The sequence below is a fragment of the Tardiphaga sp. GW822-FHT04G09 genome (assembly GCF_058800725.1).
Window position 1 is genome coordinate 258,409 of record NZ_JBXAMO010000005.1, and the last position, 25,792, is coordinate 284,200.

A 25,792-nucleotide genomic window follows, 5' to 3' on the forward strand; every position below is an offset into this window, starting at 1 on the left:
TGAGTTGATGATTTCGATACCAAAGAGCGCACAGTCATGAGCGTCTCGGAACCCTTCATCCGCCGGCCCATCGCGACGTCGCTGCTTGGCGTCGCGTTGCTGATCGGCGGCGCGCTCGGCTACTTCGCGCTGCCGGTGTCGGCTCTGCCACAGGTCGATTTCCCGACGGTGCAGGTTTCGACGCAATTGCCCGGGGCAAGCCCCGGGGTGACGGCGTCGCTGATTACCGCGCCGCTGGAGCGGCAGCTCGGACAGATTCCGTCGCTGTCGTCCATGACATCGACCAGCTCCTTCGGCGTCAGCCAGATCTCGCTGCAGTTCGATCTCAATCGCGACATCGACGGCGCGACGCAGGATGTTCAGGCTGCGATCAATGCCGCAGCCGGCGTGCTGCCGAAGAACCTGCCGTATCCGCCGGTTTACGCGAAGGTCAATCCGGCCGACGCGCCGGTGATGACGCTGGCGCTGACTTCGGACACGATTTCTCTGCGATCCATGAGCGATCTCTCCGATACGTTGCTCGCGCAGCGCCTCAGCCAGATCACGGGCGTCGGCAAGGTCGCCGTACTTGGCGGCTTGAAGCCGGCGGTGCGTGTCCAGGCCGATCTGGCACGGCTCGCTGCCTATGGCATTTCGATGGAGGACCTGCGCACGGCGATTGCCGGCGCCAATGTATCGGGGCCCAAAGGGTCGCTCGACGGTGCGCAGCAAGCCTACACCATCGCCGCCAACGACCAGATTGCCGCGGCGGATCAGTATCGGCCGATCATCATCGCCTATCGCAACGGATCGCCTGTCACCATTGGTGACATCGCACAGATCGTGGATGGGCTGGAAAACGATCGCACCGGCGGTTGGTACCAGGGCACGCCTGCCGTCATCATCGAGATCCAGCGTCAGCCCGGTGCCAATGTCATCGAGGTCGTCCGGCAGATACGCGAGGAAATTCCGAAGGTGCAGCGTTCGATGCCGGCCGGCGTCAAGCTGACCATTGTGAGCGACCGCACGGTGACTATCCGCGCATCGGTGCACGACGTTCAATTCACACTGGTGCTATCGGTCATTCTCGTAACGCTGGTGGTGCTGCTGTTCCTGCGTTCGCTGCGTGCAACGCTGATTGCCGGCGTGGCGCTGCCGCTGTCGTTGATCACGTCATTCGGCGTGATGTATTTCGCCGGCTTCAGCCTCGACAATCTCAGTCTGATGGCATTGACCATCGGCACCGGCTTCGTCGTCGACGATGCCATCGTCATGATCGAGAACATCGTCCGGCATATGGAAGAGGGCGAAAGCCCGATGCAGGCGGCCTTGGCCGGCGCCAGCGAGATCGGCTTCACGGTGATCTCGCTGACCGTGTCGCTCATCGCGGTGTTTATCCCGCTGCTGTTCATGTCCGGTCTCGTGGGCCGCATGTTCCGTGAATTCGCGATGACGCTGACCATCGCCGTAGTCATGTCTGCCGTGGTCTCGCTGACGCTGACGCCGATGATCTGCTCGCGACTTTTGAAGCACACCAGGGATGAATGGCAGGTGCCCGGTCTCGGGGCCGTCAGCCGCGGCATCGACCGGATGGTGGCGTTTTATCACCGGACGCTGCTGTGGGTGCTGCAGCATCAACCGGCCACACTCGTGGTCACGTTCCTGACCATTATCGCAACGCTGGGCCTCTATGTCATCGCCCCGAAGGGCTTCCTGCCGCTGCAGGACACGGCCTCGATCACTGCGGTGACCGAGGCCGGCGCCGACGTATCCTTCGCGGAGATGCAGAGCCGGCAGGGCGCAGCGGCAGCAGCAATCCAGGCCGATCCCGATGTCACCGGCATCGTCTCGGTGATCGGCGGCGGTTCGGTCAATCCGACCACCAATGTCGGTCGGCTGGTCATGACGCTAAAGGCACGTGGAGACCGCAAGGACGATATCAGTGCCGTGATTGCGCGGCTCAAGGACCGTGTCGCAGCAATCCCCGGCATGACCGTGTATTTCCAGCCCGTGCAGGATATCCAGATCAGCACGCAGGCCAGCCGTTCGCAGTATCAGTATACGCTGACCGGGACCGATGCGGCGCAGGTGACCGAGTGGTCGCAGAAGCTTGTTGCCGAATTGCGCCGCGATCCGATGTTCCGGGATGTGTCATCGGAGGCCCAGACCGGCGGGCTGCGTGCCTCACTCGATATCAACCGGCAGCGCGCCGGCCAGCTCGGTGTCAATCTCCAGGGTGTCACGGACACGCTGAATGATGCCTTTGCGCAGCGCCAGATCTCGACCATCTACGGACAGGCCAATCAATACCGCGTTGTGCTGGAAGCATTGCCGTCGCAGCAGCGCGATCCCGATGTGCTGTCGAAACTGTATCTGCCCGGTGTCGCGGGAGCACAGGTTCCACTCTCGGCCGTGGCCACCTTGACGCGGACCACGGCGCCGCTGGCAATCTCGCATCAGGCGCAATTCCCCGCCATCTCGCTCAGCTTCAATCTCGGGCCGAATGAGGCGCTCGGTGATGCGGTCGAGGAGGTGAAGAAGATCGAGACCCGGATCGGCATGCCGACCAGCATTGTCGGGATGTTCGCCGGCGACGCCGCGGAATTCTCCAAGTCGCTGTCCGGTCAGCCCTGGCTGATCCTCGCGGCACTGGTGACGATCTATATCGTGCTCGGCGTGCTCTATGAGAGCTACATCCATCCGATCACTATTCTCTCGACGCTGCCATCGGCCGGCGTCGGTGCGATCCTCGCGCTGATGCTGACCGGGCAGGACCTCTCCGTGATCGGCCTGATCGGCATCATCCTCTTGATGGGTATCGTCAAGAAGAACGCGATCATGATGATCGACTTCGCGCTGGATGCTGAACGCAATCGCGGCATGGCGCCCGAAGCCGCCATCGTCGAAGCCTGCCTGTTGAGATTCCGGCCGATCATGATGACTACGCTGGCGGCACTATTTGGCGCACTGCCGCTGGCGATCGAAAGCGGCACCGGCGCAGAGCTGCGCTTCCCGCTCGGTGTGTCGATCATCGGCGGTCTGCTGCTCAGCCAGATTCTGACGCTCTACACTACGCCGGTGATCTATCTGGCGCTGGATCGCATCAACCGCCGGCTCGAGAAGCGTGCGCCACCGGTGGCCGATGCTGCCGGAACGGCGGGAGCAGGGGGGGCGCCCTAGTGGCTTCCATCTCCATCTCAGCGCCATTCATCATGCGGCCGGTCGGCACCACGCTGCTGGCGATCGGACTGTTTCTTCTCGGCGTCGTCGCCTATCACTTCCTGCCGGTCGCCGCGACGCCCAATGTCGACTTCCCGATGATCCGCGTGCAGGCGTCGCGTCCCGGCGCCGATCCGTCGATCATGGCGGCGACAGTTGCTGCGCCACTGGAACGACGTCTGGGTATCATCGCCGGCCTCGATCAGATCACATCGACGAGTTCGCTCGGCTCGACCAGCATCCAGTTGCAATTCGCTATCGGCCGCGATGTCGATCGCGCCGCACGCGACGTACAAGCTGCGATCAACGCGTCCATGGCGGATCTGCCGACCGATCTTCCGACACTGCCGACGTTCCGCAAGGCCAACCCATCCGCCGCGCCTGTCTTCATCCTGGCGTTGACGTCGCCGACCATGTCCGCATCCGCAATCTACGACGTCGCCGACACCGTCATCGTGCAGCGGCTGTCTCAAGTGCCGGGAGTCGGCGAGGTCACCGCCAGCGGTGCCGACCAACCTGCAGTGCGCATCCAGCTCAATCCGGTCGCGCTGTCGAATGCCGGCATTGCAACCGACGATGTGCGCACCGCCATCGTCAATGCGAATCCGCTCGGCCCGGTCGGCATCTTCCAGGGATCGCGGCAGAGCGAGACGATCTCGATCAATCCGCAGATGCGCACAGCGGAAGAGTTTCGCGAGATCATCGTCAAGAGTTCGAACGGCAACTATCTCCGGCTGTCCGATGTCGCAGATGTTCAGGACGCCACGCGCAACAGTCGCTCGGTTGCCTGGTTCAACAAGCAACCGGCGGTGCTGATTCAGATCACCAAGCAGGGCAATGCCAACGTCATCGACACCGTGGATCGCGTGAAAGCGCTAATCCCCGATCTGAAGCAGTGGATCCCCGCCGGCATCGAGATTTCGGTTCTGACCGACCGCACGGGCACCATCCGCGCCTCCGTCGAGGACATGGAATGGACGCTGTTCGCCACTGCCGTACTGGTGATGGCCGTGGTGTTCATTTTCCTCCGCAGGGTCACGCCGACGATCGCGGCCGGCGTCTCGGTGCCGCTGGCGCTGGCCGGCACCTGCGTGGGCATGTGGCTTGCCGGCTTCTCGATCAACAATCTGTCGCTGATGGCGCTGGCGATCTCCGTCGGCTTCGTGGTCGACGACGCCATCGTCATGATCGAGAATATGTACCGCAATCTCGAAGAGGGGATGGCGCCGATGCAGGCGGCCCTCGCGGGCGCCAAGCAGATCGGCTTCACGGTATTGTCGATCAGCCTGTCGCTGATCGCCGCCTTCATCCCGCTCATCTTCATGGATGGTCTGGTCGGCCGGCTGCTGCGTGAATTCTCGTTGACGCTGACGTTTTCGATTGTGGTGTCGACGCTGGTGTCGCTGACGGTGACGCCGATGATCTGCGCGCAATACATCAAGAGTGGCCTATCGAGCACCGAGACCCGGTTTGACCGTATCGTCGAAGGCGCACTATCGCGCATCGTATCGTTCTATGAGCGCACATTGCATGTGGTGCTGGGCTTTCCGTTCCTGACACTGCTGGTGTTCTTCGCGACCATCGCTCTGACGATCACGCTCTACATCAAGACGCCGAAGGGCTTCTTTCCAAACGACGACAGCGGCTTCGTGATTGGTGCGACACGTGCTTCTGCCGACGTCTCTTTTCAGGCCATGCTTGGATTGCAGCAGCGTCTGGCGGATATCGTGCTCGCCGATCCGGGCGTGGCCAGTATCGGCTCGTCGCTTGGCGGAACTGGTGGGCCAGGGGGCGGGGGCGCCAACCGCGGCACAATGTTCATCGCCCTGAAGCCGCCGGCTGAGCGTGACGGCGCGTCGACCGAAGACGTCATCAACCGGCTGCGTCCAAAGCTCAGTGCCATCCCGGGTATCCGCCTGTTCATGTTCGCCGCGCAGGATCTGCGCGCGGGTGGGCGCCAGAGCGACTCCAACTATCAATATACGCTGACCTCGGCCAATCTCGATCTCCTGCAGAAATGGGCGCCGCTGGTCGGCAAGCGGCTGGAGAGCGTGGAGGGCATCACCGATGTGTCGAGCGATCGCGATCCCGGCGGATTGCAGCTCACGCTGAACATCGACCGCAAGATGGCGGCGAGCCTCGGCGTCGATGTTCAGGACATCGACAACGCGCTCAACAATGCGTTCTCGCAGCGGCAGATCTCGACGATCTACACCCAGCGCAACCAGTACAAGGTCGTGCTGGAAATCGATCCGAAATTCCAGAACGATCCATCCGATCTCGATCGCATCTATGTCGCGGGCCTCAATGGGTCGCAGGTGCCGCTGTCGGCCGTCGTGCGTATGTCACGCACGCTATCGCCGCTGGCGGTGTTCCATTCGCAGGGATTTCCATCGACCACGGTGTCGTTCAACACGCTGCCCGGCGTGCAGCTTGATGCCGTCACCGGCGCGATCCAGCGCGCGGTTGACGAGCTGCATATGCCCGAAGGCATTCGCGGCAGCTTCGATGGGAATGCCGGTGACTTCAACAAGACGACGGGGCGGCAACCGCTGCTGATCCTCGGCGCGCTGGTTGCAATGTATATCGTGCTGGGCGTGCTCTATGAGAGCCTGATGCACCCACTGACCATCATCTCGACACTGCCATCGGCGGGACTTGGCGCATTGCTGGCGCTGCAGATCACCAACACACCGCTGACCGTGATCGCCTTCGTCGGCATCATTCTTCTCATCGGCATCGTCAAGAAGAACGGAATCATGATGGTGGACTTCGCCATCGAGGCGGAGCGGCATCGCGGCCTGTCGCCAGCCGAGGCCATCTTCGAGGCCTGTACCGTGCGTTTCCGGCCGATCCTGATGACCTCGCTGGCCGCGGTGTTCGCGGCAATCCCGCTGGTGATCGCCACCGGGCCGGGTACTGAACTGCGCCGCCCCTTGGGCATTACGATCATTGGGGGGCTGTTCGTCTCGCAGGTGCTGACGCTCTACACCACGCCGGTGATCTACCTCCTGATCGACCGGTTGCGTAACCGTTTCCGGCCGGCACCCCAGCCCGTTCCGGCAGAATAGCCGGATCCGGGCGTTACGGCGGTTGAAGCCTCTGGCCGCGCAGCGTATAGCGGGCAATGTCCAAGAAATCAGATCTGCAAGCCGCTGACGGGGTCGTCGAGGCGATCCCGGAATGTCCGCATTGCCACAAGCCGATGCCGCTGTGCATCTGCGAGAGCATCACGCCCATCGACAACAAGATCGAACTCCTGATCCTGCAGCATCCGCAGGAGCAGGACCGGGCGCTGGGCACGGCCCGCGTCGCAGCGCTGCATTTCAGGAAGGCCACCGTCAAAATCGGGTTGTCCTGGCCGAGCCTCGCCAAGGCGCTGGGCAAGCCTATCGCCGATCCCGCCCGCTGGGCGATCCTGTATCTCGGCTCGGCCAAGGTCTCGGACTTCGAGACCGATCGCGACATTCTGGCCATCGACCGCAAGGGTCAGGCCGAGGAAAACCAGCGCGCGTTGCTGAAGGACATCCAGGGCATCGTGTTGCTCGATGGTACCTGGAGCCAGGCCAAGGCGCTGTGGTGGCGTAACGCCTGGATGCTGAAATGCCAGCGCGTGATCCTCGGACCAGCCAAACCGTCGCTTTACGGCAAATTGCGCCGCGAGCCGCGCAAGGACGGCCTGTCGACCATCGAAGCCGCGGGGATGCTGCTCGCCAGCCTCGAACGGAAGCCAGAGATCGAGACCACGCTGAACGAGGCTTTCGAGCGGATGCTGGCGAAATATCGCGACGCCCAGACCGTCATGCCGGAACTGGCGCCAAAGCCCAAACCCAAGCGCGACTGGCGGCGCAAGAAGCACGCCTGATCGCGTTCGGTCTTGATCGATCCCGGCCTATCGGCTGCTGGGCGGCGGACCGACGCCGGCTTCGCGCTCGTCACTCGATGACGACGGTCTTACGAGCGACGGAAACGGATTGCGGAACAGTCCGCCGCGAGCTTCTTCCACGACGGGTGCGGGAGGCGGTGCCGGGGCTGCGGCCTGTGGCGGCACCGCCGTAACCGGCAGCTTCTCGCACTTCATGGAATAGACCAGCTGGCCGTCGGCGGTCCGGCCGATCGGCGCGCAGGGATCGGCGCGGACGGGAATGGGCGGTTTGGTCTGGGCCCAGCTCGGCGAGGTCAGCAGCAACGTGGCGATCAAGACCCGGATGTTCATCGTGCCCCCTAGGGTTGGCCAGATGCTACGATCAATACCCCAATCCTGCCAAGCGAAGTTGTTGCAGCGCACCGCTCACGCGGGTCGCGGCCGATCATTCAGGTCGGGCAGGTTAAGATATTGATCGGATTGATGGAGGCCACGTCGGGAATCGAACCCGAATAAACGGTTTTGCAGACCGGCGCGTAACCATTCCGCCACATGGCCCCATAGCGGGTTAGTTACAGACCATCAGCCATTTAGGCAATGCCCGGCTGAAATCTTTCATGGGGTCCGGCATACCGACAGGCGATCAGCAGGAGGCCTGCCAGCCATCCGGAAACGGAATCAGCGGCCACGGACCGTCATTGTCGTTCGCAGCGGTGGGAATCGGGGCGAAGAACATTTCCTGGCTGCGCAGATCGTACCGCACATCCGCCTCGATTTCGGCCCGGACCGTCTCCAGCAGATAGTCAAATTCGGCTTCGCTCATCTTTTAGCTCCCTGTCTTGGGAGCACCCTGACGCAAAGCCTTTGTTGTGCTGTTGAATGGATCGTTCAAATTGTACCGATCCACACGTGAGACCTGTCATGGTTACCGGGACGTTTACCTCATTGAATGGATACGGGCATATACGGCACCGGCGGAACCACAACGCCGCACTCGATCATGGGTGTTCAACGGGCGCCGGAAGAGCGCGCGCCTCGATGCTGTGAAGGCCGCACCATGATCGTGGCCGAACAGAACGTCGCAGCAGCCTTGAGCTTCGCCAACCGCGTTTACGAACTCGATAACGGCCATGTGGGTGTTCAAAGGCACGCTCGGCAATCTCAAAGCCCGCCCCGATCTGATGCGGGACTTCCTCGGCGTCGGAACGTGATTCCCGGGGACGAGGTCCCCGAGCAATCCGATTCCCTAGATTTCGATTGGCACCGCAAGGCGGCCGATCAGGAGCGCCACCTCGTCGAGATGGTCGCTGTCATGCGCCTCCACGGCCTGGGCGAGCCGGGTGACGCATTCGTCGTCACTGATATAGGGCAGGGAGTTGATGTCGGTCGGAAGCGCGCGGTCGGTGTGCGTGGCTGGCATCGGTCACCTCGTTCGATTCGGAGCTTGTTCAACGTGACGAAGGGCATTCTTGCGGTGCAATACGACGAAATGGCGACAGGTCCGGGAAGATAATTCTTCGCTACCGCCCGGCGCGGCCCCGGCTGGAACGGGCGGCACATCAAAAAGGTCCAGTAACACCAGGCATTTTCTGAGTTTTCCCCGGTTGGCGGACGCTGTGCAGCGCGCTGCATTTCCTGCTTTCCAAGCGCGGATCGCTTTGTTATACGCTGCGGCCTGCGAGCAAGTTTCGCACGTTCCCTGGTAGCTCAGCGGTAGAGCATTCGACTGTTAATCGAATGGTCGCTGGTTCGAATCCAGCCCGGGGAGCCATTTACATTCAATGGCTTAGCTGATTTTGGGGCGCTCGCATGGCGCCCTTTTTCGTGTCCGGACCACTTGAGAGAAAATGGCTGTGACCGCCTGATGCTGGTTCGCTTCAAGAACCTCGTGGTCAGCCAATTTTCAATGGAGAAGCGGCTGGAACTCGACCTCCTCAAGGATCTTCGTCCTCAAAGATCGTCGTAGAGTGCGGCCTGCATCGGAGGGAGGCGCAAGAACCTCATATCAGGTCTGAGGCGTTCGATGGAGATATGCCCTGAACGCCACAGTAAAGGTGGCTCCACCGCCTGGATTATCTTCAATACGAATTGATGCGTCGTGGATGTCTACTATCCGGCGGACAATTGACAGGCCGAGCCCGGTACTCCCGGAACGATTCCTGTCTCGGCGCCAAAAGCGTTGAAATATAAGCTCCCGCTCGTTCGGAGAGATCCCTGAGCCGGCGTCCTTGATACTTAGCGTTCCGCCTTGCTGAACCAGAAATTCGACGGTTGTGCCTTCCGCGGTGTGTTCCACCGCATTATTTGCGAGATTCAGAATAGCCCGTCGGATCATCTCCGGGTTTCCATAGACGAGCACAGACTCCTCGCTTCCTGTGACGGCAACCGTCTTTCGTTGGGATATGGCTAGAGGCGCGACAAATGCTGCGACATTTTCGCAAATCTCCCTCAGGTCCGCGGTCTCGTCAGGAGAGATTTCGGCGGTTTCGACCTCGGCGAATTCGAGAAGCTGATTGACCAGGTGGCTAATGGCATCGAGATCCCTGCGTAAGCTCGCAACGAACTCCTGATTATCGACGAGATCCAATCGCGTACGGATCACCGTGAGCGGCGTTCTCAGTTCATGGGCCGCGTCGGCCGCGAACTCGCGTTGCACACGAAAGCCTTCATCGAGCCGATCCAGGGCGCGGTTGACCGCCATCATTAACGGCTTGATTTCCAGCGGCATATTGTCGGCGGGAAGGCGAACATCCGTGCGTGTCGGCCCGATGTCCTGAGCAACCAGCGACGCGTGTCTCAGCGGCCGCAGAGCTCTGCGGAAGATGGCGATATCGATCACGAGCAGGATCAGCAGGATCGGAACGGTGATCCATCCGACCTCGCGGAAAAATCCCCGGGTGATGTCATCCGTCAAGGCGTCGCGGTTAGACAGATTTTCGCCGGTCTGGATCCAGAAGTCTTTTCCATCGAGGGTCTTGCGAAGGCTCACGCCCGAAATCGTCGCGTCGCCGCGTCGTGTTTCGTCAAGAGAGAGATCGGTTCTTGCCCAGTCTGAAAAGACCGGCGCGCCGTTGGTCTGCGATGAGAACAGGGCGATGCCGTTCTCGTCGACGACGGCGTAGAGATATCGGTTATAGGGCTGCGAGTAGATGCCCTGCAGGTCGGGCGGCAGTTGCAAGACCGGCTTTCCATCCGGCCCCATGCGCAGATACGAGGCAATCGCGGCCGCCTGCTTGCTCATCGCTTCGTCGTGGATGTTGTCAGTCGCGCGATTGAGCAGCCAGGACAGGGCCATGCACATGGCCAGTGACGTGAGCGCGACGGCTACGATATGCAGCGCGACCACACGCGAGAGAATGGAGTTGAGAGGACGCATCTATTGGTCCTCGGAAATGAGATAGCCGACGCCGCGGATGGTATGGATCTGCGCCTTTGAGCCCTTCTCGGTGAGTTGCTTGCGAAGCCGATGGACGTAGACTTCGATAGCGTTCGATCCGACATCTTCCGATATCCCGAAAATGCTGTCTTCAAGCTGCCGTTTGGAGACCACGCGTCCCTTGCTGCGCATCAGATGTTCGAGCACCGTTGTTTCGCGGACCGACAGCGGCTGGGGCGCCCCGTCGATCATGCACCGGCGTTCGCGGGTGTCGAAGCTGAGATTGGCGACCTTCAGCAGCGCGCCGAGCAGCTGACCCGGCCGTCGGAGCTGGGCCTCGATCCGCGCCAGCAGTTCTTCGAGCGCGAAGGGTTTCACCAGATAGTCGTCGGCGCCGAGCTTGAGGCCTGACACCCGGTCGTCGAGTCCACCGCGGGCGGTGAGCAGGATGACGGGAATGGAGTCATGCCGGCGCCGCAGCTCTCGGAGCACGTCGAGTCCGTCGCCGTCCGGAAGGCCAAGGTCGAGAATGAGGGCGGCATAGGAGACGGTCGATAAAGCGATCCTGGCATCTTCGACCGAGGAGAACCGATCGGATTCGTACCCCGCCGTTCGCAGGCCCTGCGCAAGAAGCCCTGCAAGTTCGTCATTGTCTTCGATCACAAGTAGTCGCATCGAGAATCTCCGGCGCGGAACTTGGCTGATCTACCCCTCCGGGGGCAAGCCTTAGGGGTCTGCAACCTTGGACCTTGCAAGTGCTGGAGGCCTGTAAGGCTGCTGTAAGGTTGGGGGATTATCGGCATCGCGCCCGAGGATCGTCCTGAACGACCGCCCGGTAACCGCCAAACAGCGCTGTCGTCGGAAGTGATGAAACGTCTCCCAATTCTCGTTGCTATCATAGTCCTGGCCGGCCTCAGCCTGGTTGCGCTTTTTGCCGGCCGGCAGTTCTTCGATGTGCAGGCGGCGGTCGGCGATGGAAAAATCGCTGCCGTTGTCGACCCGGACGCAGGCAGTGTTTATCGGCCAACCGAGGCGCAGTGGCGCGCGTTAGAACTCGCGGCCTCCGAAGGCTACGCTTTCCGTTCCGAATTCACGACCGAAGGCAAGATCGCGGTCAATGATGAGACATCGACGCCGGTGTTCTCGCCTTTTGCCGGTCGGACCAGCAAGATCTTCGCCAAGCCGGGCGACATGATCGAAAAGGGACAGCCGCTCTTCGTGTTGGAGGCGGCCGACACGGTGCAAAGCCTGAACGACTATGTGGCGGCGAGCAGCGCGTTTAACACCGCGCGCTCGAAGCTGAAGCTGGCCGAAACGATCGAAAAGCGGGCCAACGATCTCTATGCCGGCAAGGCCGTTCCGCTCAAGGACTGGCAGCAGGCACAAGCGGACCTCGCCACAGCCCAGAACGATGAGCGGTCCAGCGAAACGGCGATCGAGGCCGCGCGCAACAAACTGCGCATTCTCGGCCTGAGCGAACAGGCGATCAATCTCTTCGCCGAGAAGCGGCAGATCAATCCGGACACCACTATCGTTGCGCCGATCTCCGGTACCGTGGTTCAGCGCAAGCTGGGGCCGGGGCAGTATGTCGCCACCGGCGCGTCCGATCCCGCCTTTGTCATCGGCGATCTGAGGACCGTCTGGCTGGTCGCCTTCGTGCGCGAGACCGATGCGCTGCAGGTCCAGCTCGGTCAGGATGTCACCTTCAAGGTATTGGCTGCGCCCAACAGGGTGTTCCGCGCACGTATCGACTATGTCGCATCGGCCTTCGATCCGGTCACGCGACGGCTGCTCGTGCGCGGCACGATCGATAATCCGGACGGCGTGCTGCGGCCGGAAATGTTTGCCAGCGCGACGTTGTTCGACGGCGGCGAACGTCGGCTGTCACCGACCATCCCGTCAGGAGCAATCATCTACACGGGCGATGAGCCGCGGATCTGGGTTGCGCGCGACGATCACACCCTGGAGATGCGCAAGCTTCGCCTCGGACTGACCGACGGCGACAGGGTGCAGGTGCTCGAAGGGCTCAAGATCGGCGAGCGGGTGGTGGTCAAGGGCAGCATCTTCATTGATCGCGCTGCCAATGCATATTGAGTTCAGGTAGCGCCGTGACCGCCATCGTCGAATTCGCGCTCAAGTTTCGTGTGCTTGTCGTCGTTCTGTTCGTGCTCTCGCTCGGCGCGGGCGTCGTCGCATTCCTGCGCCTGAACATCGAATCCTATCCCGATCCGGTGCCACCGCTGGTCGACATCGTGACCCAGAGCGCCGGGCAGTCGGCTGAGGAAATCGAGCGATACATCACGATCCCGATCGAGCAGGCGGTTTCGTCAGTCCCGAATCTCAAGACCATGCGGACGATTTCGCTATTCGGCCTCTCGGACGTGAAGCTGCAATTCACCTACGATCTCACTTACGAGGAAGCCGAGCAGAAGGTGCTCAATCGCCTCAGCCAGCTGCCGCAACTCCCGAATGGTGCCCAGCCGACGATCTCGCCGACCAGCCCGATCGGTGAGATCTTCCGGTACCGTGTCGTCGGTCCGTCGAATTACGGCGTGATGGATCTGAAGACCCTGCAGGAATGGTCCATCGCACGGCGCTTTCGCGCGGTGCCCGGTGTCATCGACGTCACCGGATGGGGTGGGAAGAGCAAGACTTTCGACGTCAATATCGACCTGAACAAGCTCAATGCCGCGGGTCTCACGCTGCCGCAGGTCATCACAGTCCTCAACAACAGCAATATCAACGTGGGCGGCAACACCGTCGATATCGGTCCGCAATCCGCCGTGGTACGCGGCGTCGGCCTGATCCGCAGCATCGACGAAGTGCGCGACACCATGCTGTCCTCGTCGAACGGCAATCCCATTCGCGTCAGCGACATCGCCGAGGTCGCCGTCGGCGCCAAGCCCCGGCTCGGCATTGCCGGCAAGGACAACGACGACGACATCGTGCAGGGCATCGTGCTGATGCGGCGCGGGCAGCAGAGCCTGCCGACCATCCGGCGCGTCGAGGCGGAGGTCGCCAGTATCAACGCCAGTGGCATCTTGCCGCCAGGCGTTCGGATCGAGCGCATCTACGACCGCAGCGACCTGATCCAGGCGACGACGCATACGGTTCTGCACAATCTTGCTTTCGGCATCCTGCTGGTGTTCTTCGTGCAGTGGATGTTCCTCGGCGACCTGCGCAGCGCCATGATCGTCGCCGCAACGATTCCATTCGCGCTGTTCTTTGCCATCGGCATTCTCGTCATCAGGGGTGAGTCAGCTAACCTGCTGTCGATCGGCGCGATCGATTTCGGCCTCATCGTCGATGCCACCGTGATCATGGTGGAAAATATCTTCAGGCATCTCGCCGGCCATGCGGGCGCGACCGATCACGCAGGACTGCGCCGCGGCTTCAAGGGCAAGCTCGCGGTGATCTTCGACGCGGCAACCCAGGTGAATAGCGCGATCTTCTTCTCGGCGCTGATCATCATCGTCGGCTTCCTGCCGCTGTTCACGCTGAGCGGCGTTGAGGGCCATATATTCGGGCCGATGGCCAAGACCTACGCCTATGCGCTGAGCGGCGGCTTGCTCGCGACGCTCACGGTGTCGCCGGCCCTGAGTGCCGTGCTGCTGCCAGAGCGCGTCAAGGAGGCGGAGACCGTTGTGGTGCGCTGGCTGCGCCGGATCTATGAGCCCGTGCTCAAGCTTGCGCTCGACCGCCGGCGCGTGACGCTGGCTGTCGCATGTTTGCTAGCGCTCGGATCGATGCTGATGGCGCGCTCGCTCGGCCTCGAATTCCTGCCGCGGCTCGAGGAAGGCAATATGTGGGTGCGCGCCTCCATGCCGCCGTCGATCTCTCTCGATGAAGGCAATAAATACGTCAACCAGATCAGAAAACTGATCAAGGATTATCCTGAAGTCGAGACGGTGGTATCGCAGCAGGGGCGGCCCGACGACGGCACCGACGCCACCGGATTCTTCAACGCGGAGTTCTTCGTGCCGCTGCGCCCGCGCAGCGAGTGGCGCAAGGACGTCGACAAGGAGATGCTGACCAGCGAGCTCTCAAACCGTTTGAGCAGCGAGTTTCCGGGCATCGAATTCAACTTCTCCCAATATATCCAGGACAACGTTCAGGAATCCGTGTCCGGCGTAAAGGGGGAGAACTCGATCAAGCTGTTCGGGCCTGATCTCGATGTGCTCACGACAACGGCGGCGAAGATCAAGGCCGTCATGCAGTCGGTGCCGGGCGTCACCGATCTTGCGGTGTTCAACTCGGTCGGGCAGCCGACTATCCGCATCGACGTCGATCGCAATGCTGCCGGGCGTTACGGCCTCGCGCCGGGCGACATCAATTCTACGGTGCAGACTGCGATTGGCGGGCAGGCCGCCGGCGAGGTCTATGAGGACGGCAGCGACCGGCACTTCCCGATCATGGTTCGGCTGGCGTCGCCCTATCGCAAGAGTGTGGGTGCCATTGAGCGTCTGACGATCGGCGTCAGTAGCGGCGCGTCGGTTGTGCAGATTCCGCTGAAGGAAGTCGCCAGCGTCAAGCTGGTGGCGGGTGCGTCCTTCATCTATCGCGAGCAGCAGCAGCGCTATCTGCCGATCAAGTTCAGCGTGCGCGGCCGCGATCTCGGCAGCACGGTTCTGGAGGCGCAGAAGAAGATCGCCGATGAAGTGACACTGCCGCAGGGCTACCGTCTGGAATGGGTTGGTGAGTTCGGCAATCTGCAGGACGCGATCGCGCGGCTGAAAGTAATCGTGCCGATCACGATTCTTCTGATCAGTGTCATTCTGTATTTCCACTTCTCCTCGTTCCGCGACATGTGCCTCGCCTTGAGCGTCATTCCGATGGCGATGATCGGCGGCATCTTCACGCTCGCCGTGACCGGCACGCCGTTCAGTGTATCGGCGGCCATCGGCTTCATCGCGCTATTCGGCATTTCGGTGATGGAGGGCATCATCCTGCTGTCCTACTTCAACGAGCAGATCGATGCTGGCATGGCGCGGATGACCGCGCTCGCCGATGCCTGTCACGCGCGGTTCCGCCCGGTGATGATGACCTGCATCGCCGCCTGCGTTGGCCTCCTGCCGGCGGCGTTCTCGACCGAGATCGGGTCGCAGGTGCAGCGGCCGCTGGCATTGGTCGTGGTCGGCGGCATTGTGCTCGCGCCGGTGCTGGTTCTGCTTGTCCTGCCCGTGCTGATCGGCCTGTTCTCGCGGCGCGAAAGCATCGTCGAGGCTGCGCCGAATGCCGTGCCCGCAGAATGATCAGTGTGGCAGTGCGGGGCACGTGATGGTGAAGCAGAACAGTATTAGGAATCGGCGACGCTTGTCGACGAGCGGTCACGTGATCGGCGTGGCTGCGGCCTTGACGATGTCTGTCATTGCCGTTCGCGCGGAAAACCTGAACGACGCGCTGGTGAAGGCCTATCAGTCCAATCCGCAGCTCAATGCGGATCGCGCCCGGCAGCGCGCGGCGGACGAGAACGTGCCGCAGGCGATGGCCGGATACCGGCCGCAGGTCGCGGCGACGCTCGGCGTCGGCCTGCAGGCCGTCCGTAATCTTTTGCCCGATAACACAATCCAGGGCGCAACGCTCAAGCCGTGGACGATCGGCGTGACGGTGACGCAGACGCTGTTCAACGGGTTCAAGACCGCCAGCAGCGTCCGCGTGGCTGAATTCCAGGTCAAGAGTGGCCGCGAGGCGTTGCGCAATGTCGGACAGGGTGTGCTGCTCGATGCGGTGACTGCTTACACGAATGTGCTGGCGAGCACGTCGCTCTTGGAAGCGCAGCGCGCCAATGTGTCCGCGCTACGCGAAACGCTCGAGGTCGCACGCAAGCGTCTCGCCTCGGGCGATGTGACGCCGACCGATACGTCGCAGGCTGAAGCACGGCTGGCGCGCGGGCAGGCCGATCTCAACGCTGCAGAAGTCGGCCTCGCCATCAACCAGGCCACCTATCTTCAGGTCATTGGCGCCGTGCCCGCGCGGCTGGCGCCCGCTGAACCCATCGATCGGTTGCTGCCGACCAGCCGTGACGGCGCTATCGCTCAGGCCGCCTCGGCTAACCCCGCCGTTCTCGCTGCCCGGTTCGATGTCGATGTCGCGACGACGACCATCAGCGTCGCGGAAAGCAGCCTCTATCCGACCGTCGCCGTGCAGGCGAATGTCAGCCGTTCGATGCAATCCGACTCGACGCTCGGCACCTACGGGACGGACCAGGCTTCTATCGTCGGCCAGGCCTCGGTGCCGCTCTATGATGGCGGCCTGGCTGCCGCCCAGACACGGCAAGCCAAGGAACTGGCGACGCAGAGCCGTCAGGTGCTTGAGCAGATCCGCAATCAGGCGCGTACGGCCGCCGTCGGAGCGTGGGTGTCGTATGAAGGCAGCAAGGTCGCGGTCTCCGCAGCAGAAGCCGAAGTGAAGGGTGCCGGCGTCGCCTTGCAGGGCGTGCAGCGCGAAGCGCAGGGCGGCCAGCGAACCACCGTCGATGTCCTCAACGCGCAGCAGGATTTGATCCAGGCAAGGGCACGTCTGATCGGCGCGCTGCGTGACCGTGTGATCGCATCCTACACGTTGCTGGGTGCCGTCGGCGGGCTGGATGTCCGGACACTGGCTCTCAACACCCCCGATTATCTGCCGGATGTGCATTACCATCAGGTGCGCGACGCATGGCACGGCCTGCGCACGCCATCGGGCAGGTAGCATGCCCGATTTTGTCTCTGTGCGGCCCGCTGGCCGCCACGAACGTTACGCAGCGGTCCCCATGGCTGCCTGAGTAGGGTTTTCGATGGCGCGGGATCGTCGAATGGTTCGAGCATTCGATACCCGTCCCGTTCTCCGGTTGCGGAAGGCACGGTGTTTTCAGCGTGTGTGCCCGCCGCCTTGCAGCTCCGGCTGATGCCCCGTCAGTCGGAGCTGCGTGGGCTGTCCTTTCGCGGCCCAGCGCAAGGAAAGTCGATATGAACGCGGAAAAGTCCATAGAATCAGGATGCTAGTGGTCGGCGTGAGATGTCATGCAACCGACTAAAACGCGATGCCAGTTTACCGCCATCGAATGGTCGCTGGTTTGAATCTTGCCCGGGGAACCAAACATCCTTCCGCAAGAATAGTGTCAGACACTGTGTTCTGGATCACCTCGATAACGCCTTGGCTGCTGTGTTTTCACGAACCTTGCATCCCGCTTTGCGCTGCCGTAATTCCTGCAAAAGGAACTTCCAGCCGTTTGCAAGGGATCGCTCATGTCCGACTTTTCGACCGCACGCCAGAAGATGGTTGATGGTCAGGTGCGTCCCAGCGACGTCACCGATTTGCGCATCATCGATGCCATGCTCGCCGTGCCGCGGGAGGAGTTCGTACCGGCCAGCCAGCGCGCTATGGCCTATCTGGACCTCGACCTCGAAGTCGCCCCGAATCGTTTCCTGATCAAACCCGTGGTTCTGGCCCGGATGCTGCAGGCGTCTGACGTGAAGGCGACCGACAAGGTTCTGGTGGTTGGCTGCCCCACGGGTTACTCGGCCGCCGTGATCGCCCAGTTCGCCGGGAAGGTGACTGCCACCGAGGGCGACGCCGCCCTGGCGGCCAAGGCCTCAGAGGACATGGCCCGGCTTGGCTATTCGAACATCACCCTAGCTGCCGGAATGCCGGCCGATGGCCATGCCGCCAACGCGCCCTATGATCTGATCGTTCTGGCCGGCGCAACAGAAGTCCTCCCGACGGGGCTCTACAAGCAACTGGCCCCCGGTGGTCAACTGGTGGGCGTGTTTGCCCTGACCAAGCCCGCCCGCGCCATGATCGTGACCCATTCTCACGACGATTTTGGCTTCCGTCCCCTGTTCGATGCCACCGCGCCGGTTCTGCCGGGCCTGGAAAAGCTCCCGGAATTCGTCTTTTAGGCTCGCTCCGGACACTTTTGGGGCATCGGGGCACCGCTAATATCGCCAGCGGTAATTACAAGTGTGGCTTGGATGTCCCATTCGCCAAGTTTCCACCGTCAGAATTCCACGAGAGGTTCCGTCCCGCCGATGCGAGGAATATGGTGAGTGGAGACTCGCTAACGGACATCATCTGTTCCGCCGCTCTAGACATGCGCCCGGATCAGTGAACGGCATGAATGGATTACCAAGAATGGGTGGCGTTAAAGCTCTCACCGGTGCTGCAGCTGCGGCCCTTTTGCTGGCATTTGCCGGAACGTCACCGGTTCTTGCCGACACGATTGAGTCGGCCCTGGTTCGCGCTTACCAGAACAATCCGCAGCTGAACGCCCAGCGCGCATCGGTACGTGTCACCGACGAAAACGTGCCGCAGGCTTTGTCCGGTTATCGGCCGAGGGTCGCGATCACCGCAAGCGGTGGTTATCAATATACGGACGCTGTGGTCGCTTCCGGTGGCGTTGTGACCCCGCTCCATGGCGTGCAGGTGCCGCGCTCTGTTGGCGCGACCGTCACCCAGAGCCTCTACAACGGCAACCAGACGGCGAACCGCACACGTGCCGCCGAGGGACAGGTTTCGGCTGCGCGCGAAGGTCTGCGCGTGCTCGAACAGTCAGTGATACTCTCGGCCGCTACTATCTACATGGACTATCTGCGCGACGCTGCTGTCGTCGAGGTGCAGAAGAGCAACGTCCGCGTGCTCGAGCAGACGCTGAAGCAGACGCGTGATCGCTTCAACGTCGGCGAAGTCACCCGTACCGACGTGGCACAGTCCGAAGCCCAGCTCGCCGCCGGCCGCACGCAGTTGCTGACCGCCGAGTCGAATCTCACCACCACCCGCTCGAACTTCCGCCGTATCATCGGCAACGAGCCGAGCAACCTGCAGGCGGGTTCGCCCGTCGATCGCTTCCTTCCGAACACGTTATCCGGTGCCGTCGATCTCGGCCTCGTCGAGAACCCGAATGTCACTGCCGCCATGTTCGGCATCGATGTCAGCTTCCTCAATGTGAAGGTCAACGAAGGCGCACTGTTCCCGAGCGTGACCTTGCAGGCCAGCATCCAGCAGGGTTGGGAACAATCGATCTCGCAGCCGCGCGGTCTGACGGCAGCCGGCATCGCTCAGGTGTCGATCCCGGTTTACCAGGGTGGTGCGGAATATTCGCTGATCCGTCAGTCGAAGGAAACGCTGGCCCAGCAGCGCCTCGCACTCGAGCAGGTGCGCGACCAGACTCGCGCGAGCGTCGTGCAGGCCTGGGGGCAGTTGCTGGCGGGCAGGGCGCAGGTCTCGTCCGCACAGGCGCAGGTGCAGGCGTCCGAAATCGCGCTGAACGGTGTTCGTGAAGAAGCCAAGGCCGGCCAGCGCACCACACTCGACGTGTTGAACGCCCAGCAGGCTCTGGTGAATGCGCGCGTCGCACTCGTCACAGCGCAGCATGATCGTGTGGTGGCATCCTACGCGGTGCTCAACGCTGTCGGTCGTCTGTCACCGACGGTGATGAAGCTGAACACCAATGTGTATGATCCCAGCGTGCACTATCACCAGGTGCGCGATAGCTGGGTCGGCGTGCGTACGCCCGACGGGCGCTAACGCGCTCGGATATCACCTGATATCGTATCGAAAGGGCCGCTTCTGCGGCCCTTTGCTTGCAATCAATTTGTCCGATGACGTACCGTTTGTATTGCTGACTTAGCGATTCGGAATGCCTTTAGTAGTTCCTTGGGCGTGTCCCGCGCGACAGTTGGTGGTCAGGCCTCGCTTGATCTTGGGGACAAGTCAGGCATGCACGCTGAATCGAACGGTCGTCAAAACGACAACCGGCAAATTCAGCCTCGTCTGGTGTAAAATATTGACGAGAGCGTTGATGATGCGGAGTCGGACATGACGCAACCTGCAAAGGTCCAGGAGCCCTCGATGGAGGAGATTCTGGCGTCGATCCGGCGTATCATCGCCGACGATGAGGCGAAGCCGGCCGTTGCCGAGGTTGCACCGCCGCCGCCCAAGCCGGCTCTTGCGCCCAGGCCTGCTGCGATGACTGACATTCCGCCGTCGGCGATTCCTGCCGCGCAGGCCGCTGCCGCCAAGGCGCCGCCGCCAGCCCCGAAGCCCGCACCGCCCCCGGAGCCTGCTGCCTCCAACAGCCAGGACGACATCGACGCGATGTTGGCCAGTCTGGAAGCCGCGACCACCGAGGAAGAGGTGCGCCCGGCACAGCCCGATGGTGATGTGTTCGAGCTGACCGACGAGATGATGGTCGCCGATCCCGAGCCGGAACCAGCCTTCCAGCATGTCGAGCCGGATGACGACCTCGAATTCGCCGAAGCCGTCGCTGCCAGCAGCGAACGGCCGGCGCCGCGCTTCGACCCGCCATCCTATGATCCACCGCCCGTCGCGCAGCAGCAGCAGATATTGTCGCACAGCACCGTGTCGTCCGTGGAGTCGGCCTTCAATGCGCTGGCCAATACGGTCCTGAGCAACAACGCGCGGACCCTTGAGGATCTCGTCAAGGAAATGCTGCGTCCGATGCTGAAGTCCTGGCTGGACGACAACCTGCCGGGCCTCGTCGAGCGCATCGTCAAGGCCGAGATCGAGCGCGTCTCGCGCGGCGGCCGCTAGGCCCACGAGACAGGCAATGACGGCCTTTCGAGGCCTTCGTTTGGCCCTCCGGGGCGGTTAAGCAGCCCTGTATGTTGACTTGAGCCGCGCTGGCGGGTTTCTAGCGCCATCGGCGTCCTGCGTTCGCCCCAAGCCTGAAAATCGGGCCTCAAAATCGTGGCCGAAAACCCCTGATTTGATTGAATTGTCATGATCGAAAAGACCTATCTGCCCGCCGATATCGAGACCCGCATCGCGAGCGCCTGGGAAGCCGAAGGCGCGTTCAAGGCCGGCCGCGCGGATCGGGTGGATGCCGAGCCCTATACGATCGTGATCCCGCCGCCGAACGTCACCGGCTCGCTGCATATGGGCCACGCCCTGAACAATACGCTGCAGGATGTCTTGTGTCGCTTCGAGCGCATGCGCGGCCGTGACGTGTTGTGGCAACCCGGCACCGATCATGCCGGCATCGCGACGCAGATGGTGGTCGAGCGCCAGTTGATGGAGCGTCAGGAGCCCGGTCGCCGTGACATGGGCCGCGAGGCATTTCTCGATCGCGTCTGGAAGTGGAAGGCCGAGAGCGGCGGCGTCATCGTCAACCAGCTAAAGCGCCTTGGCGCCTCTTGCGACTGGTCGCGCGAGCGCTTCACCATGGATGAGGGCCTGTCCGAGGCCGTCATCAAGGTGTTCGTGCAGCTGCACCGCGAGGGTCTGATCTACAAGGACAAGCGCCTTGTGAACTGGGATCCGAAACTGCTGACAGCGATCTCCGATCTCGAAGTGCAGCAGGTCGAGGTCAAGGGTAGCCTCTGGCACCTGCGCTATCCGCTCGAAGGCAAGAGCTTCGATCCGGAAGATCCGACCACGTTCATCACCGTCGCGACGACTCGCCCCGAGACGATGCTGGGCGACAGCGGCGTCGCCGTGAATCCGGATGACGAACGCTACACCCATCTGATCGGCAAGAACGCGGTTCTGCCGCTGGTCGGCCGTCTGATCCCGATCGTCGCGGATGAATATTCGGATCCGGAGAAGGGCTCCGGCGCGGTGAAGATCACGCCGGCGCACGACTTCAACGACTTCGAAGTCGGCAACCGCCACGGCCTTGCACGCATCAGCATCCTCGATATCGAAGGCAAGCTCGCTCTCGCTGACAACGAGGACTATCTGCGCGGCCTGCCGGTCGCAGCATCGGAGCTGGTTGAGGAATTGCACGGCATGGAGCGCTTCAAGGCGCGCAAGACCATCGTGCAGCGGCTGGAAGATTTCGGCTTCCTGGAGAAGATCGAGCCCAATACCCATATGGTGCCGCATGGCGACCGGTCCGGCGTCGTCATCGAGCCTTATCTGACCGACCAGTGGTATGTCGACGCGAAGACCATGGCGCAGCCGGCGATCGCCGCTGTGCGCACCGGCGCGACTGAATTCGTGCCGAAGAACTGGGAAAAGACCTATTACGAGTGGATGGAGAACATCCAGCCATGGTGCATCTCGCGCCAGCTGTGGTGGGGCCATCAGATCCCGGCCTGGTACGGTCCGGACGGCAAGGTGTTCGTCGCCGAGACCGAAGAGGAAGCCGTCGCGAATGCGCTCGGCTACTACGTCGAGCAGGAAGTCATCACGGAAGAGCAGGGCCATGACATGGCGCTCGATCCCGACCTGCGCGCCGGCTTCATCACCCGCGACGAGGACGTGCTCGATACCTGGTTCTCATCGGCGCTGTGGCCGTTCTCGACGCTCGGCTGGCCGCAGAGTTCGGTCGATGTCGATCGCTACTATCCGACCAATGTGCTGGTCACCGGCTTTGACATCATCTTCTTCTGGGTCGCCCGGATGATGATGATGGGCATGCACTTCAAGAAAGAAGTGCCATTCCCGACCGTCTACATCCACGCCCTCGTCCGCGACGAGAAGGGCGCCAAGATGTCGAAGTCGAAGGGCAACGTCATAGATCCCTTGAACCTGATCGACCAGTACGGCGCCGATGCGCTGCGCTTCACGCTGGCCGCCATGGCCGCGCAGGGCCGCGACATCAAGCTCGCGACCCAGCGCGTCGAGGGCTATCGCAACTTCGCGACCAAGCTCTGGAATGCCTGCCGTTTCGCCGAGATGAACGAGTGCGTGCTGCCGGCGGCCTTCGATCCGACCAAAGCCAGGGAAGTGCTCAACCGCTGGATCGCGCATGAGACCGTGAAGGCGACGCGCGAAGTCACTGAAGCCATCGAGGCCTATCGCTTCAACGATGCGGCGGGCGCGGCCTATCGCTTCGTCTGGAACGTGTATTGCGACTGGTATCTCGAACTCGCCAAGCCGTTCATGATGGGCGAGGACGGTCCGGCCAAGACCGAGACCCGCGCGATGGTCGCCTGGGCCCGCGACGAGATCCTGAAGCTGCTGCATCCGTTCATGCCGTTCATCACGGAGGAACTCTGGGCAGTCACTGCGCCGCGCGATGGTCTGTTGGCGCTGGCACCATGGTCCCGCAAGGCGAGCGGTCTGACGCGCGAGCAGGAAGCCCTGATCATCGCGACCGCCGCGAGCGATCCGATCGTCGCACCGATCCTGATGGGCGATCCCGAACCGGTCGCCGACTTCAAGGATGACGCCGCCGAAGCCGAAATCGGCTGGGTTATTGATCTGGTGACGGAGGTTCGTTCGGTGCGTGCCGAGATGAACATCGTGCCGGCGACATTGACGCCACTGGTGCTGGCCGGAGCATCTGCGGAAACTCAGGCCCGCGCCCAGCGCTGGAGCGATGTCGTGAAGCGCCTTGCGCGTCTCGGCGATATATCCTTCGCCGATGTCGCGCCGCAGGGCGCCGTGCAGCTCCTGATCCGCGGCGAAGTCGCAGCCCTGCCGTTGAAGGGCGTCATCGATCTCGGCGCCGAGAAGACGCGTCTCGACAAGGAGCTTGCGAAAGCCGAAGCCGACATCAAGCGCGCTGACGCCAAGCTTTCGAACGAGAAGTTCGTCGCCAATGCGGCGGAAGAAATCGTCGAGGAAGAGCGCGAGAAGCGCGAGGCAGCCGAGGCCCGCAAGGCCAAGACGCTGGAAGCGCTGAAGCGTCTCAAGAACGCGGTGTGAGTTTGACCGTAGGATGGGTTGAGCGCAGCGAAACCCATCTCTTTCGCGCATGTGGGTGACGGGTTTCGCGAAGACGCGCTACCCATCCCGCGGCTCACACCCGCGGAAACGGCTTGCTGAGATACTTCGACCCGCGCACCCCATACCGCCACGGCAGCTCGACCGCCTTGGTGATACCGATGCGGATGCCGGCGACGACGTCCGGCGCCTCCGTTCGCGCATGAATGGCGATCGGAGGCTTGTCCAAAGCCAGCCCGTTATGGGCGATGCTGATGCCGAGCGCCTGGCAGACCTTGCCAGGTCCCGAGCACAGCATGCGCTCATCCTGCAGCCCGCGCCGCAGCTGCATCTCCCCAATCCCGAAGGTCGGGTGCAGTGCCCGGATCAGCACCGCGCTGGCCGCCCCCTCGGCCTCGCAGACGAAATTCACGCACCAGTGGATGCCGTAGGAGCGGTAGACATAGGCAAAGCCGGGCGGCCCGAACATAATCTGGTTGCGCGGCGTCGGTCCATTGAAGGAATGGGCCGCGGGCTCGGTGTGATGATAGGCCTCGACCTCGACGATCTCGCCACCGACGCCATCCACCAGGAGCGTCGCGCCGATCAGTTCGGGAGCCACATCGTGCACGCTCCGCGCAAAAAAGCTGCGTTTCAGTGCCTTGCCGAGCTTTTTTGGGATGTGGTGAGGTTTTGGAGCCATTCTGCCCGCTATGTTATGATGCAGAGCCGGGGAAGGCGAGGGCGGGTTGCAGGACAGCGCCCGGCGGATTACCTAAGGCTTCACTCAGAACGGACAGTTCATGGTCGTCGTCCTCGATACCGTCTCCACCACACCGCTCCGCCCGCGTCACCCTGAAAAAGTGAATCGGCCGGATTCGGTCTCGCCGCCGAAGCCGGACTGGATCCGGGTTCGCGCGCCGACCAGCCGTGGCTATGGGGACACCCGCAAGATCGTCAAGGAAAACGGCCTCGTCACCGTGTGCGAGGAGGCCGGCTGCCCGAATATCGGCGAATGCTGGCAGAAGAAGCATGCGACCTTCATGATCATGGGGGATACCTGCACCCGGGCCTGCGCATTCTGCAACGTCAAGACGGGCATCCCCGGCGCACTCGACGCGCTGGAGCCTGCCCATGTCGCCGAAGCCGTCCGCAAGCTCGGCCTGCATCACGTGGTCATCACCTCGGTGGACCGCGACGATCTGGCCGATGGCGGCGCCGAGCATTTCGCACAGACGATTCGCGCCATCCGCGCGGCGTGCCCGACGACCACCATCGAAATCCTGACGCCGGACTTCCTGCGCAAGCCGGGCGCCCTTGAAGTCGTCGTGGCGGCCAAGCCGGACGTGTTCAACCACAATCTCGAGACCGTTCCGTCGCGCTATCTCACGGTGCGGCCCGGTGCGCGCTACTTCCATTCGCTCCGCCTGCTGCAGAAGGTCAAGGAACTTGACCCGACCATCTTCACCAAGTCCGGCATCATGGTTGGCCTCGGCGAGGAGCGCCACGAGGTGCTGCAGGTGATGGACGACATGCGCTCCGCCGATATCGACTTCCTGACCATCGGCCAGTATCTGCAGCCGACCCGCAAGCATCACGTGGTGTCGCGTTACGTCACGCCCGATGAATTCAGCGGCTATGAGAAGGTCGCCTATACCAAGGGCTTCCTGATGGTCTCGGCAAGCCCGCTGACGCGCTCGTCGCATCACGCAGGCGAGGATTTCGCCAAGCTGCAGGCAGCGCGCGCCGCTCTCGCGCGCTGA

General features: G+C 62.3%; 17 protein-coding genes and 2 tRNA genes. 12 read left to right on the forward strand and 7 right to left on the reverse strand.

The annotated features are described in order from the left end of the window. Positions 1-36: 36 nt before the first annotated feature. The 3 genes from AC1RLZ_RS12565 to AC1RLZ_RS12575 are packed head-to-tail and all read left to right on the forward strand — an operon-like array spanning position 37 to position 7,063. Entirely contained in the window at positions 37-3,159 is a 3,123-nt protein-coding gene (locus tag AC1RLZ_RS12565) for an efflux RND transporter permease subunit (protein ID WP_493188886.1), read from the forward strand. Between the two features lie 32 nt (positions 3,160-3,191). Then, a complete protein-coding gene (locus AC1RLZ_RS12570) occupies positions 3,192-6,269 on the forward strand; it encodes an efflux RND transporter permease subunit (protein WP_493188938.1) in 3,078 nt (1,025 codons plus the stop codon). Positions 6,270-6,325: 56 nt separating this feature from the next. After that, complete coding sequence (locus AC1RLZ_RS12575) at positions 6,326-7,063, forward strand: tRNA-uridine aminocarboxypropyltransferase (protein ID WP_493188887.1); 738 nt, start codon at positions 6,326-6,328, stop codon at positions 7,061-7,063. 27 nt (positions 7,064-7,090) lie between these two features. Here AC1RLZ_RS12575 and AC1RLZ_RS12580 read toward each other — a convergent pair whose 3' ends face one another. The 4 genes from AC1RLZ_RS12580 to AC1RLZ_RS12595 all read right to left on the reverse strand — a co-directional run bounded on the left by AC1RLZ_RS12580 (position 7,091) and on the right by AC1RLZ_RS12595 (position 8,483). Then, positions 7,091-7,414: a hypothetical protein gene (locus AC1RLZ_RS12580; protein ID WP_493188888.1), complete on the reverse strand. Its 324-nt coding sequence runs from the start codon at positions 7,412-7,414 to the stop codon at positions 7,091-7,093. 133 nt (positions 7,415-7,547) lie between these two features. Then, positions 7,548-7,621, reverse strand: a tRNA-Cys gene (locus tag AC1RLZ_RS12585). An 85-nt stretch (positions 7,622-7,706) separates the two neighbouring features. Then, positions 7,707-7,886: a hypothetical protein gene (locus AC1RLZ_RS12590; RefSeq protein ID WP_371421449.1), complete on the reverse strand. Its 180-nt coding sequence runs from the start codon at positions 7,884-7,886 to the stop codon at positions 7,707-7,709. Positions 7,887-8,309: 423 nt separating this feature from the next. Further along, positions 8,310-8,483 (reverse strand): hypothetical protein, encoded by a 174-nt coding sequence (locus tag AC1RLZ_RS12595; protein ID WP_199712065.1) that lies wholly within the window; start codon positions 8,481-8,483, stop codon positions 8,310-8,312. 276 nt (positions 8,484-8,759) lie between these two features. On the opposite strand from AC1RLZ_RS12595, the gene AC1RLZ_RS12600 reads away from it, so the two are divergent. Continuing rightward, positions 8,760-8,834: transfer RNA gene (locus AC1RLZ_RS12600), tRNA-Asn, on the forward strand. Positions 8,835-9,068: 234 nt separating this feature from the next. On the opposite strand, the gene AC1RLZ_RS12605 is transcribed toward AC1RLZ_RS12600, so the two are convergent. Continuing rightward, positions 9,069-10,439 carry a sensor histidine kinase gene (locus AC1RLZ_RS12605; RefSeq protein WP_493188889.1) on the reverse strand — a complete coding sequence of 457 codons (1,371 nt, stop codon included), beginning with the start codon at positions 10,437-10,439 and terminating at the stop codon, positions 9,069-9,071. Further along, on the reverse strand, positions 10,440-11,114 hold the full coding sequence (locus AC1RLZ_RS12610) for a response regulator transcription factor (protein ID WP_371421451.1): 675 nt from the start codon (positions 11,112-11,114) through the stop codon (positions 10,440-10,442). Positions 11,115-11,306: 192 nt separating this feature from the next. On the opposite strand from AC1RLZ_RS12610, the gene AC1RLZ_RS12615 reads away from it, so the two are divergent. The 7 genes from AC1RLZ_RS12615 to AC1RLZ_RS12645 all read left to right on the forward strand — a co-directional run bounded on the left by AC1RLZ_RS12615 (position 11,307) and on the right by AC1RLZ_RS12645 (position 24,032). Then, complete coding sequence (locus tag AC1RLZ_RS12615) at positions 11,307-12,533, forward strand: efflux RND transporter periplasmic adaptor subunit (RefSeq protein ID WP_493188890.1); 1,227 nt, start codon at positions 11,307-11,309, stop codon at positions 12,531-12,533. A gap of 14 nt (positions 12,534-12,547) precedes the next feature. Further along, positions 12,548-15,691, forward strand: a complete 3,144-nt coding sequence (locus AC1RLZ_RS12620) for an efflux RND transporter permease subunit (protein WP_493188891.1) — start codon at positions 12,548-12,550, stop codon at positions 15,689-15,691. Positions 15,692-15,797: 106 nt separating this feature from the next. Then, complete coding sequence (locus AC1RLZ_RS12625; RefSeq protein WP_493188939.1) at positions 15,798-17,129, forward strand: TolC family outer membrane protein; 1,332 nt, start codon at positions 15,798-15,800, stop codon at positions 17,127-17,129. A gap of 536 nt (positions 17,130-17,665) precedes the next feature. Then, complete coding sequence (locus tag AC1RLZ_RS12630) at positions 17,666-18,319, forward strand: protein-L-isoaspartate O-methyltransferase family protein (protein WP_493188892.1); 654 nt, start codon at positions 17,666-17,668, stop codon at positions 18,317-18,319. Positions 18,320-18,551: 232 nt separating this feature from the next. Next, the gene (locus AC1RLZ_RS12635) at positions 18,552-19,943 is read left to right on the forward strand and encodes a TolC family outer membrane protein (protein ID WP_493188893.1); all 1,392 of its coding nucleotides are present in this window, start codon (positions 18,552-18,554) and stop codon (positions 19,941-19,943) included. A 291-nt stretch (positions 19,944-20,234) separates the two neighbouring features. Further along, the gene (locus tag AC1RLZ_RS12640) at positions 20,235-20,969 is read left to right on the forward strand and encodes a PopZ family protein (protein WP_493188894.1); all 735 of its coding nucleotides are present in this window, start codon (positions 20,235-20,237) and stop codon (positions 20,967-20,969) included. A gap of 189 nt (positions 20,970-21,158) precedes the next feature. After that, positions 21,159-24,032 (forward strand): valine--tRNA ligase, encoded by a 2,874-nt coding sequence (locus AC1RLZ_RS12645; RefSeq protein WP_493188895.1) that lies wholly within the window; start codon positions 21,159-21,161, stop codon positions 24,030-24,032. 94 nt (positions 24,033-24,126) lie between these two features. Here AC1RLZ_RS12645 and AC1RLZ_RS12650 read toward each other — a convergent pair whose 3' ends face one another. Continuing rightward, positions 24,127-24,732, reverse strand: a complete 606-nt coding sequence (locus AC1RLZ_RS12650) for a DNA-3-methyladenine glycosylase (RefSeq protein WP_493188896.1) — start codon at positions 24,730-24,732, stop codon at positions 24,127-24,129. A gap of 100 nt (positions 24,733-24,832) precedes the next feature. Here AC1RLZ_RS12650 and lipA point away from each other — a divergent pair, with 100 nt between their 5' ends. Beyond that, entirely contained in the window at positions 24,833-25,792 is a 960-nt protein-coding gene (gene lipA, locus AC1RLZ_RS12655; RefSeq protein WP_371425051.1) for a lipoyl synthase, read from the forward strand.